This window comes from Vibrio sp. QJM3NY_21 (genome assembly GCF_057785975.1).
This window is the reverse complement of record NZ_CM173514.1, coordinates 530,035-542,064: the sequence shown is the minus strand read 5'-3', so window position 1 is coordinate 542,064 and position 12,030 is coordinate 530,035. Positions and strand designations below refer to the sequence as shown.

Sequence of the window (12,030 nt, the reverse complement as noted above, 5' to 3'; positions counted from 1 at the left end):
TTTTCAATATAACTATGACGCAGATCTTCCTACACAAATCTTCCGTTCTATTCGTGCTCTACAATCTGTTGTCATAATCCTCAATCGCCTGCTTTAACTTTGTAAAATCCGAATCACACAAGTGCTTTCTTAATGACTCAAACTTCTCTTCAGGCCAGTCGTATATTTTCATCGAAATCAGTTCTTCGATAACGGACTTGTCAAAACGGTACTTAACGACTTTCGCAGGAGAACCACCAACAATACTGTAGGGTGCGACGTCTTTTGTCACAACGCTATTCGCTGCAACTACAGCGCCTTCGCCAATCGTAACTCCGGGCATCACCATCGCTCGCATGCCTAACCACACCCCATCTTCAATATGGGTATCGCCTTTGCCGATATAGGCGTCTTCAATCACATCCATAAATGGATACAGTGAAAACCAGTCGACTCTGTGGGTATGGTTACCGCCCATGAGAATGACCACTTCTGCCCCGATACAAACATAGTCACCAATATAGAGTTCGTCGATTTCCCAACGAGGCTCCCACTGACGACTGACTTCGTCACCATGAAGATAACGGACAACTGAACCTTCAAACCCATTGTCCCAGCAATCGCTGTAGTAACTGTGTTGACCTTTGATGTGAATGTTGGGGTTGCTGACTACTTCATGCAGCAATTCGAATTTAGACCAATGCTTGTTTTGCATTTTTACCTCTGATTAATCTTTATTAGTTAAATATCAATATATTCGACAATACAGATTCAACGTGCACAGTTTCGCTGACGTAGTAGCAATGGGTGCCCTGATACATCAATAGTGTAGTCACAGTTGAAATGATCGTAATGCCGCTGAAACTAAAAAGGCGTCAGTGGATTCGAGGTTGCTTTAAGAGAGGAAGTAATTTCAAAGTTTGCTCAGTTTGTTATCGATAACTTGGTTAGATAATTTACAGGTATATTGTATCCGTTAATGCACACTCATTTGACAGAAGAATGTGATTAATAAGGTTACAAATATCGTTTCGTAGAATACGGAATGAACAAGAGCCTGCGCGATTACACAGGCTCAAACTTAGACTCGCTTATAAATTTAGGCTTACGCTTGGGTCTAGGATTAGCGGTTACATGCGAGCAAGTTGTACTTTTCTGTCTTTGTTCACGACACAGAAGTTACCGCGCTTGGTACGACACTTAGAACATCGCTCACATTCAACAGGGCTTCGGTCACCCTCTTTCCAACGCTTAACTAAATGGGGTTCAGAAAGCAGCGGTCTTGAAAGCGCGAAGTATTCAATGCCAGTATTGTTTGCAATCGCTTCGATAGCATCAAAATCCGTTAGGCCACCAACCGTGATAACTGGGATATTAACGTCTTGGCTGATTGCGTGACCATATTCGTGGAAGTAGCCTTCTGCCTGAATGGTAAAACCATCGTGCGACTCGCCAATCATAGTGTCTGCTTTGCCATGAATATTGCCTGACACGACAATGCCATCCACACCCACTTGTTCAAGCTTTTTACAAACAATGCGTGTTTCGTCAAACGCCACTCCGCCCTCGAAAAACTCAGAAGCTGTAAGCTTAACTAAGATTGGGAAATCATCGCCAACTAGCTTACGAGTCGCGGTATAGATCTCTAACAAAAATCTCATGCGGTTCTCAAGGCTACCACCGTATTCATCTTCACGTTGGTTGTAATAAGGGCTTAAGAACTGGTTAATTAGGTAGGTGTGAGCGGCATGAATTTCAACGCCATCAAAACCTGACTTCTGTGCTCTTAATGACGCTTGAGCAAAGGCATCAACAATGTAGTCGATCTCATCTTTGGTCATCGCTTTGCCTAGTGTTTGAGTTCCTTTTTCTGGAACCTCACTTGGTGCGTAGATTACTCGCTCGCCAAGATCATGCGTGGTTTTGGTGCCACCATAAGCCAATTGCATCACGATTTTAGAGTCGTTGTCGTGCACCAGTTGAGTCAGCTTTTTGTATTCCTCGATAAACGAGTCGTTATACATACCCATCATGCCCGCATTCGGCTTTTCTTCTTCAACGATGTTCGCGTAACCCGTCACGATCAGGCCGACTTCACCTTGAGCCAACTCTTCATAGATAGCGTAAAGTTTATCTGTCATATGGCCATCTTCTGTCGCCATATTTTCCCACGTTGCACTTCTCATGAAGCGGTTCTTTAGTGTCATCTTGCCAATGTGGGTTTCTGTAAACAAAGTGCTCAAGTGTCTTCCTCTCAAAATCGTGTTACGCGAGTTACCCATCAAGCATGGGCACTGATTCAGGCGGATACTACAGAGAATAAACTAGGGAAAACTTAATCTAGATTAAGAGAGCGGCACTCTCATATGAGAAAAAGGCAGAAAGAGATCAGAAAGACAGGAATTAGAGAAGACAAAGGAAGTAAACAGAAGCCACTTAATTTCACTAAACGGCTTCACCGATTTATAAGCTTATAGATTTATAAGCTTATAGCTATATAGCTTGAAGGCTTTACTAAAATTCAGACTTAACAGCGTTACCCATATTTAACCGTAGGATCAACACACTGATAGATCTGCCCAATGCTCGCTTCATTGGTTAACAAGGCTTCAATAAGGCGCGCCACTTCTTGCCGGTAAATCACACCATGAACTTCGACCTGCTGGGACAGCTCACCGTTGCCAGTCTCCTCGCCGTCTAACAAGCCACCCGGACGTAAGATTGTGTAATCCAGAGAACTCGAGGTTAGCCAAGCTTCAGCCAACGACTTTTCACGAACCGCTGCGCCAAACCCTTTTCTAGATCGCTCAGACAAATACTGCCAAGAGTCACCACAACCTAACGACGTTACCAGCACAAATCGAGCGATACCATTGGCTTCAAGCGCATCAGTCAGATGTCGGTGTCCAATATAATCAACGGGAACATCCGCTCTGAAGCTGCCCATACTAGAAACGACCAGTGCCGATTTAGGTAATTGAGCGACCACAGCTTCAACCTGTTCTTTATCGGTAGCATCACAACGCAGTGTGGTGATACCAAGTTCAGCCAAGCGCGTGTTCTTCTCTGGGCTTCTCGCAATCGCTATCACTTGATAATCTTGTTTGTGAAAATGCTCAACAATTGCAGCACCCAATCCACTTCCTGCTCCCCATACAACGACCGTACTCATAAAAAACCTCATAATATTCATGTTGTAGTGATACTAACCAGACAATTTAAACCGTTCCTTTATTGAGATCAACAGATGCGAATAAGTCTCAATATTATTTTTATTTTTTTGCTGGCTCTTACTAATCCGCTCAAAAGCACGACCACTTATCATAATTAGGCATTGGTTGATTGAATTGCCCAAACATGTCTACTAAAGTAATTTTAATACAATGACTTAGTCTCGGTGGTTATGAAAAAAGAACGCATTCAATACTCTTTCGACGTGTGGTTATTTATTCCTGATGAAGACAAACTCATCATGAATGATGAAGACGTGATCATCGACAATCGCTTGTCCAAGCTACTCAACTTTTTCTGCCAAAATCCTAAGATCGTATTCTCACGAGATGAGCTGATTAATGAAGTCTGGAATGGCTCAATCTTGACAGATCAGGTGATCACGCAAGCCATTTTTGAACTGCGCAAAATACTCAAAGCGGCTGAACGACATTCCATGGGACACATCATCACCGTGCCCAAACGCGGTTATAAACTCGATGTTGATGTACACAAAACCATCTTAGTACCTGCAAGTGTCACCACAGATACCGTGTCAGTTGCAGACATGAATCATGCACCTAATGCTTTTGGTTCCTTTCCTTCAACTCAATCAGACGCACCAGATACATCGCCAGTTTTGGATGAGGATAAAAAACAACAAGTCGAACCAAAAGCAGAATCGGTTACTGGTGAGAACCTAATAAGCGATCAAGGCTCAGAGGCCAAAACCGTACTCGAAGAACCTAAAGAGAGTTCAATCGATGCGACCTTAGAAAAACCTGCTTCACAAGAGCCTGTTCAGCCTGTTGATCCGCAACCTAGCGCTTCGAGACCTAGCGATTCGAGCTATGTCGATCCAAGCCATACCGATTCGAGTACAGCACAGTTCATTCAACAGTCACCTGTAAATAAAACAGCAAACGACAAACAAGCGCCTATAGCAGCCAATAAACCTCAGAAAAGAACGTCTCGTGCTGTGATGTTTGGGGGCGCTATAGTTATTGCGCTTGGACTTATTTGGTGGACGTTAAAACCGACCAGCCCTACATCGGACGCCTTCGATTTGAGCAGTTTAAATACCGCCGCTAATGAATCAAACCAACCACTCGCTGACTCAAATCAATCAACGGAACAAAATCGTCTTAATCAAACAGCAGACAGCCAAAATCTAGATGCCCACAAAGCACACGAATCTGTGCACTACTTGTCTTTAGAGCCTAGATACATCTACGTAAGTATCGATGACAACTTGAAGACGGATGCCTTTAAGCGTGGGATCATCCATAAATTAATGAGCTACTTGACCACCTATCGCGATTTTCGTGTCGTAATCGATGAAACCTTGGTGCCAAATTCAGCCAACGTGATCAGTTTCAAGAGTGAAATTGATGGTGATAGAGAATACCTTGATATCACCTACTTCAACCGAATTTCTAACTTCAGACACCTAGGTCGAGATTACCTGATTGACCCAGCTTCACTCCACACGACCATGCGTTCAATGCTCGATGACCTGTTGGATTCATTTAGTTTGGATATTCAAAAATCGATATTAAAGCAACAAATCTCTGAGTTACCCAAACAAGAAGAAGCCTTAAAGCTCACCCTTGAAGCGCTCGGACTCACCTTCATGACATTAGACAGAACCGACACATTGTCTAAGATCGCCCAAGCCAATGAGCTAGAACCCGACAACCACTTCGTTATGTCGAACCGTTACATGTATGAGCTTGCCGACATTTTTATAATGAGATCGAAGAATAAGAATAAGCAGGTTGAAGCGCTCAATAAGAAATTCAAAAAACAGTTACTAAATGCTCAGAACAATGCTAACTCTTATCGAGTCTATGACGCGTTAGCAGCCTACTTCCTCACTGAAGATAACCCTGACCAAGCCGAATACTATCTGAGCTTGATCCCTAGGAATGAATACAGTGTGATGTCTATGATTATCTTGGCAAAAATTGAAGAATCTCAAGGCAACCCTTCAATGGCGGAAGAGTATTACTATGAAGCGATATTAGAATCTGGCCACCCTGTAGTTTTGAAAGTAGCTCAAACACTGTTTTTCAAAAGTAACATCACCGAGATTGAATCCAAATTGGGTATCAAGCATTGATGAGTTTATAATTCTCGATCATTAAGAAGCACACAGCCCATACAGGCGATGTGCTTCTTGTGAGCTAAATACTAGTGAATAAAATAACAAACTGGATAACGGACTAAACTTCTTGCTCTTGCCCGCGGTGATCCGCAGCCAAGTAGGTATAAATCGTTGGTACCACGAACAACGTAAACAGCGTGCCTACCGACATACCCACCGTGATGACCAAACCAATCGAGAAACGGCTTTGAGCACCGGCTCCGCTTGCAATGAGCAGCGGTACGACACCGACAACCATCGCAGCTGTGGTCATCAATACCGGTCTCATTCGAACAGTCGCTGAACGAATAGCGGCCTCGCGTCGGCTACATTTCAATTCCTGTTGCATTTGGTTTGCAAACTCCACAATCAGAATACCGTGCTTACTGATTAAGCCTATCAAGGTCACCAGCCCTACTTCGGTGTATATGTTGAGCGTATCAATGCCTAAATACAGTGGCATCAGAGCACCAAAGATAGACAATGGCACACTGGTTAATACCACTAGTGGGTCTCGCAAACTTTCAAATTGAGCAGCCAGAACCAAGTAAATAATCACAAGAGCAAGGAAGAACGTCGTAACCAGTGAAGAGCCTTCTTGTAGGAACTGTCTCAATTGGCCTGAAGTATCCGTCGTATAAGATTTAGGCAATATCTTCGCTGCCCCTTCTTCCATCACTTTATAGGCTTCACCGATACTGATTCCCGGCATCATTTTCGCTTCAATCATGGCGCTATTAAGCTGTTGAAACTGATCCACTTTCGATGGCTGTACTGATTGGCTAATTTCAATCAATGACGCCAGCGGGACCATCTCATTGGTGTTAGAGCGTACGTGGTAGCTCTTCAGATCATCCCAAGAGTTACGGTTCTCGTTAGGTACCTGAGTGATAACTTGATAGCTGCGCTGATCCATCGAGAAGTAATTCACGAAGCCTTCACTGATAAAGCGAGACAACACGGTACCGATGTCTTGTGCGTTCACGTTCATCTGAGCCGCTTTATCGCGGTCGATGCGAATCTCTACCTGTGGCTTATTAAAATTCAGGTCGTTTTGCACATAGATGAACTTGCCACTCTTCTGTGCGTACTCTTTCAGTTTTTCAGCGTACTGATAGAGATCCTGATAAGAACCCGTTGGCGTTTTCAGAACCATTTGGAATGGCAGACCTTGCGGCGTGCCTGGCAAATCCGGTGGAGAGAAGGTATACACCTGCAAACCCGGTAATACAGGACTCTCTTTTTCGAAACGTTGCATTACCTCTTTTGCCGTTGCGTCACGCGAATCCCAATCTTTCAATACACCCAAACCAAAGAACGCATTGTTGTTCATGTAACCGTTATCTAGCATGGTCATTTCGACTTCATCGTTCTTGCTGATAGAGTCAATCAGAGCCGGAGTAAAGTGGCGAATGTAATCGGTATTCGCTTGTGCAGGACCTTGTCCCATCACAATCATCACGCCTTGATCTTCTTCAGGTGCCAGTTCAGATGAAGTATTCATAAACATGAACACCAGACTGATCAGCAACGTTCCTACCACAGGCCAAATATAAACACGGTTATTCAACACATGTTCGAGCACTTTACGATAGCGCTCTGTTACGCCTTCAATTACCGCATCGATTTTCTTAACCAGTTTTCCGTCGAGAACCGATTTATTAAGCAGTTTTGAACACATCATCGGCGTTAGCGTTAAGGCGATGAAACCCGAAATTAGTACTGAACCCGCCAAAGTGAATGCAAACTCAGTAAACAACTTACCGGTGAGCCCCCCCATGAAACCAATCGGCGCATACACTGCGGCCAATGTAATGGTCATCGCAATAACCGAGCCTGCAATTTCACGAGCACTGTCTATTGCTGCCTTAATTGGGCTAGTGCCGTCTTCTAAGTGACGGAATGTGTTTTCCACAACAACGATGGCATCATCAACCACCAGCGATATTGCTAATACCATGGCAAGCAGCGTCAACAGGTTAATACTGAAGCCCATGCTCAACATGAAGAACATAGAGCCAATCAATGACAAAGGAATCGTTACAAGTGGTATCAACATCGCTCGCATTGAGCCCAAAAAGGCGAAGATAACGATGACAACGATCAGTGCGGCTTCGATTAAGGTTTTCGCTACTTCATCAATTGAGGTTTCGATAAACTTAGTCGAGTCATAGATTACATCCGCTTTAATACCTTCAGGTAAGCCTGCTTGGATCTGTGGAAGCAATTCGTAAATGCCTTCAACAACGGTCAATGGATTAGATGTTGCCGTATTGCTGATCGCCGTTGATACGGTAGTCACACCATTGAACTCAACGTCTGAGTCATAGTTTGCTGCGCCTAGTTCAACCGTCGCCACATCTTTTAAGTGCACCAGTTGCCCGTCATGCGCTTTCAAAGCCATGTTCTTGAAATCGTCTACCGAACTTGAATCGGTATGGGCGTTAATATCAACTTCGATATAAGGGTTTTGCAACTTGCCCGCCGCACTCACAATGTTATTTGCACGAAGCGCGTTTTGAACATCTTCAGCCGTCAGACCATATGAAGCCAGTCGTTGAGGGTTCAGCCAGATTCGCATTGCAAAATCTTCTTGCCCCAATATGTCGACCTTTGACACCCCCTCAACAGTAGAGAAAGTCGGCTTAACTACGCGGCTCACATAGTCCGAGACTTGCTCCGTCTTCAATGTGTCACTCGAAAATGAAACATATAAGATCGGAGATTGAGACGTCGATTTAAGAATACTCGGGTCCAATACACCCGACGGCAGCTTATATTTCACTTGCTGCACGAGAGACAAAATTTCGGTCAAAGCACTATCAGACGGGTACCCTAGCTTCAAATAAACCGTGATAACCGACTTACCCAGAGCACTATCCGATGTCATGTAATCAATGCCCGCTGTTTGAGCAATTTCTGCCTGCAGTGGCTGCGTCACATACCCTTGAACGCTGGATGCACTGGCACCTGGATAACTCGTTGTAATGGTAATAACGCCTGTTTCAATTTCTGGATATTGACGCACTTGCAGTGAGGTGAAGGCTTTAAGGCCTAACACCAACAGTACAAGGCTTAATACCGTAGCCAAAACTGGACGTTTGATAAATACATCAGTAAATGTCATGGGAGTTTCCTAGTTACTTTGCTTAGTACTTTTGTCAGTAATCAACGGATGTTGGTTATTAACCAGAACCCATCCACTATTCTTGAGTTGGTGTTGGTTTGAAGTCACAACCACATCCCCCTCTTTCAAGCCCGAAACCACACCAACATAACCGCCTTGTTTTGGGCCTACTTCAACAGTGCGCTGCACAACCTTGTACTCGTAAAATGGTGATGCATCGTTGCTCGAATGTTCGCTGGCCTTTTTAGTCGACGTATCCAACACAAACACGGTGTTCCCATATAAGGTGTAACTGATCGCAACGGAAGGTACCGCCACAATAGTGTCCGATTCTGATGTGATTAACGTAGCGTCGACATACATACCCGCCTCTAACGGCACGGCTTGGTTAGCCATGGCTCTCAATTCGATATTGTGCGTGTTGCTGTCTGAGCTCGGTTCAATGGCAGAAATAGTGCCGTGAAAGACTTCGTCGTTCGTTGCTTCTGAATTAAACTGTAAATCTTGCCCTACCTTCACATCGTGTAAATAAAGCTCTGGAATAGAGAAATCGACATATTGCTTTGATTTGTCTTCCAGTTCGACAATCGCTGTGCTTGAATTAATAAAGTCACCCACATCGATATTACGAATCCCAACGCTGCCAGAAAATGGCGCTTTCACTTTCATGTAGTCAATTTGCGTAGAAATATATTCCAGCTTTGCACCTTCAGCATTAAATTGAGCTTGTAGCTTATCAACCGAATTTTTTGAAACACTGTTATTTCTAAGGAGCAATTTATTTCTCATCAATTCGATTCTTACCAATTCAACTTTGGATAGCTGACTCTTATAGTTGGACTTCAATAACGCATCATCCAATTTAACAAGAACATCACCCTTATTTACTTGCTGACCTGAAGTAAAGAGAATCTCTTTTACTTGGCCTGACATTTGGCTCGTCACATCAATAGATTGATTAGAATGAATGTTACCAATGACTTTTAAACTTTTATCCCAAGTATCTTGGTTTACTTTTTCCGTTGTTACAGATATAGCTGGCAATTTAAAATTATCGACCTTCTCTTTGATCATTTCACCTTTTACATAATGAAAACCAAATACAAAAGACAGTAATATAAAAAGAGCTGACCCGACGATAACGCCTTTATACTTACTCATGTGTTCACCTTGTTTTTTAAGTCTGGTCATTCTACCTATCGACACTGCCAATAAATCAAACTCATATAACATCCAGACAATCTTATATAAAATAAAAATCAAACCTTAAAAATCAAACACTTACAATGAAAACATCAATCGAAACTCAATTTTTATTTTATTGCTATTTTATTTGAACATGATTTATCTATTCTCTCGATCGATATAATTCTCATCGTTCCTTAAACAAATAAACGAGTTAACTATGTCGAATCAAATTAATCATACTAAAGTCGCTATTAAAGAAAAGATGAAACGTATATATGGAGAAGATGTTACCCATAAACATAATAAAGACCATTTAGAATATAGAGAGCATCAACCTTCTCATTCTGGTCAACATGGTGGCGCCCCAGAAGGTCATAAGCATTTAGTCAATCACCATTCTGATGGTCATCATGATAAACATCACAAAGATAAAATACATGACCATAAAAAATCATCGCGACTGCATCATAAAAAGTAGAAGGCTGGATGAAGTCCAGATTATTAAAAAATAAAGCATTAGATCAGTTCATCAACCAAACCTTGATTAATGCTTAATCAAACGTTAAACCAAATTAAAAAATGAAATAGCGAGTCAATGATGATGCTATTTCATTCAAGGATTACTATGTCATTTATTATTGAACAACTTAGAGACTATCCGTTTATAGCGCTCTTTTTATCACTCGGTCTCGGTTACTTAATCGGTAAAATTAAAATCGGTAAGTTTGAATTAGGTGGAATCGCAGGTTCACTGCTTGTTGCTGTAGCACTTGGTCAGATCGGCGGTATCGCGATCTCTAACGAAGTAAAAAGCATCTTCTTTGCTTTATTTATTTTTATGGTGGGTTACAACGGCGGTCCGCAGTTTTTCTCGTCATTCCGCCTTTCATCGCTAACACGCTTATTCGCTTCGTTTGTGATGACGTTTGTAGGATTAATCACGGTTGTGTTGCTCTCTAAATGGGCAGGACTAGATAAAGGTTTAGCGGCGGGCCTTGCGGCTGGTGGCTTAACACAATCGGCAATCATAGGTACTGCAGGTAATGCTATCGATCAGTTGAACCTAGCGCCAGATGTCACCTCAACGCTTAAAACAAACGTGGCTGTGGGTTACTCAATCACCTATATCTTCGGCTCTCTTGGTCCGATTCTAATGATGTCACTCATTCCAATGGTAATGGGTTGGAACATAACCAAAGAAGCGAAGAAGCTTGCGGAAAAAATGGGCGCTGGCAGCAAGCAACTAAACGAGGGTGAATTCTCTGCATTGAACCGCGTATCTTCTCGTGCTTATCAAGTGACCGCGAACTCTATGTTTGTTGGGAAAAGTGTTGTCGAGTTAGAAGAAGCATTCGATGCTGACCTCACAATTGAAGCTATTTACCGCTCACACCAAGACACAGAATCAACGTTAGATTTGGCGAAGAACCCTATTTTAGCGGCGGGTGACAAAGTTTACCTTACTGGTCTGACTCAGGCATTTCCTAAAGTGACCTCATTGGGTATCGAACTCGGTGAATTTAGTGAAGAAAGCAATGTTGTCCAAACACAACAGAAGGTCGTACTCACGAATAAGAAACTAGCGGGTATTACGCTACGTAAGCTTCACGATGAAACGAACGCACGTATTCGTCGTGGTGTTTATATCACTCAGCTATCACGCATGGGCCATGATATTTCGACATTGCCAGAAACTGAACTGCACATTGGTGACGAAATCACCTTAGTTGGACAAAAAGAAGACATAACTAAAGTCATCAAAAAAATTGGTTACAACAGCCCACAGCCTAGTGTTACTGACTTCGTAACAATGTCTTTCGGCATGGTGCTTGGCTATCTGATTGGCGAGATTGGTTTCACTATCGGTGGTTCTCATATCGCTCTAGGTTCAGGTTTAGGTTGTCTGGTTTCCGGCCTACTTGTGGGCTACCTAAGAATGCGTACACCTCGTTTAGGCAGTGTTAACCACGGCGCAGCCAACTTTATGCAGACATTCGGCCTTGCAGTATTTGTTGCGGTTGTTGGTATTAATGCAGGCGCTCCAGCGCTGACGGCAATCAAAGAGAATGGCATAACGCTATTACTACTCGGTGTATTGGTGACTCTGATTCCTCAAATACTGACGTTCCTATTTAACTACTACGTACTCAAAATCAAAAACCCAGTGGAAGCACTTGCTGTTGTCGCGGGTAGCCGCAGTGCAAACCCTGCATTCGCATCGCTACTAGAAAAAACACAGAACAGCACACCAGTACCGAGTTTCACGATGACTTATGCGGTTGCCAATATCTTCCTCACCTTATGGGGTCCGATCATCATCAACCTAATTACCAAAATCTCGTAATCAACACCGAATCAGCCAATTGATGATTCAACTTAT

General features: G+C 43.0%; 8 protein-coding genes. 3 read left to right on the top strand and 5 right to left on the bottom strand.

Going from position 1 to position 12,030, the window contains the following annotated elements:
- Positions 1-58: 58 nt before the first annotated feature.
- The 3 genes from AC3CID_RS18220 to AC3CID_RS18210 all read right to left on the bottom strand — a co-directional run bounded on the left by AC3CID_RS18220 (position 59) and on the right by AC3CID_RS18210 (position 3,151).
- Complete coding sequence (locus tag AC3CID_RS18220) at positions 59-694, bottom strand: CatB-related O-acetyltransferase (protein WP_114635164.1); 636 nt, start codon at positions 692-694, stop codon at positions 59-61.
- A gap of 415 nt (positions 695-1,109) precedes the next feature.
- The gene (locus tag AC3CID_RS18215; RefSeq protein WP_488527842.1) at positions 1,110-2,222 is read right to left on the bottom strand and encodes an NADH:flavin oxidoreductase; all 1,113 of its coding nucleotides are present in this window, start codon (positions 2,220-2,222) and stop codon (positions 1,110-1,112) included.
- 293 nt (positions 2,223-2,515) lie between these two features.
- The gene (locus AC3CID_RS18210) at positions 2,516-3,151 is read right to left on the bottom strand and encodes an SDR family oxidoreductase (RefSeq protein ID WP_428784799.1); all 636 of its coding nucleotides are present in this window, start codon (positions 3,149-3,151) and stop codon (positions 2,516-2,518) included.
- A gap of 231 nt (positions 3,152-3,382) precedes the next feature.
- Between AC3CID_RS18210 and AC3CID_RS18205 the strand changes: the two genes are divergently transcribed.
- A complete protein-coding gene (locus tag AC3CID_RS18205; RefSeq protein ID WP_102441454.1) occupies positions 3,383-5,311 on the top strand; it encodes a winged helix-turn-helix domain-containing protein in 1,929 nt (642 codons plus the stop codon).
- A 103-nt stretch (positions 5,312-5,414) separates the two neighbouring features.
- On the opposite strand, the gene AC3CID_RS18200 is transcribed toward AC3CID_RS18205, so the two are convergent.
- Together AC3CID_RS18200 and AC3CID_RS18195 are read right to left on the bottom strand one after the other, a co-directional pair.
- A complete protein-coding gene (locus AC3CID_RS18200; RefSeq protein ID WP_428785719.1) occupies positions 5,415-8,462 on the bottom strand; it encodes an efflux RND transporter permease subunit in 3,048 nt (1,015 codons plus the stop codon).
- A 9-nt stretch (positions 8,463-8,471) separates the two neighbouring features.
- On the bottom strand, positions 8,472-9,623 hold the full coding sequence (locus AC3CID_RS18195; RefSeq protein WP_488527841.1) for an efflux RND transporter periplasmic adaptor subunit: 1,152 nt from the start codon (positions 9,621-9,623) through the stop codon (positions 8,472-8,474).
- A 244-nt stretch (positions 9,624-9,867) separates the two neighbouring features.
- Here AC3CID_RS18195 and AC3CID_RS18190 point away from each other — a divergent pair, with 244 nt between their 5' ends.
- Both AC3CID_RS18190 and aspT read left to right on the top strand, forming a co-directional pair.
- On the top strand, positions 9,868-10,128 hold the full coding sequence (locus AC3CID_RS18190) for a hypothetical protein (RefSeq protein ID WP_054545625.1): 261 nt from the start codon (positions 9,868-9,870) through the stop codon (positions 10,126-10,128).
- 147 nt (positions 10,129-10,275) lie between these two features.
- Entirely contained in the window at positions 10,276-11,994 is a 1,719-nt protein-coding gene (gene aspT, locus AC3CID_RS18185; RefSeq protein ID WP_488527840.1) for an aspartate-alanine antiporter, read from the top strand.
- Positions 11,995-12,030 lie beyond the last annotated feature (36 nt).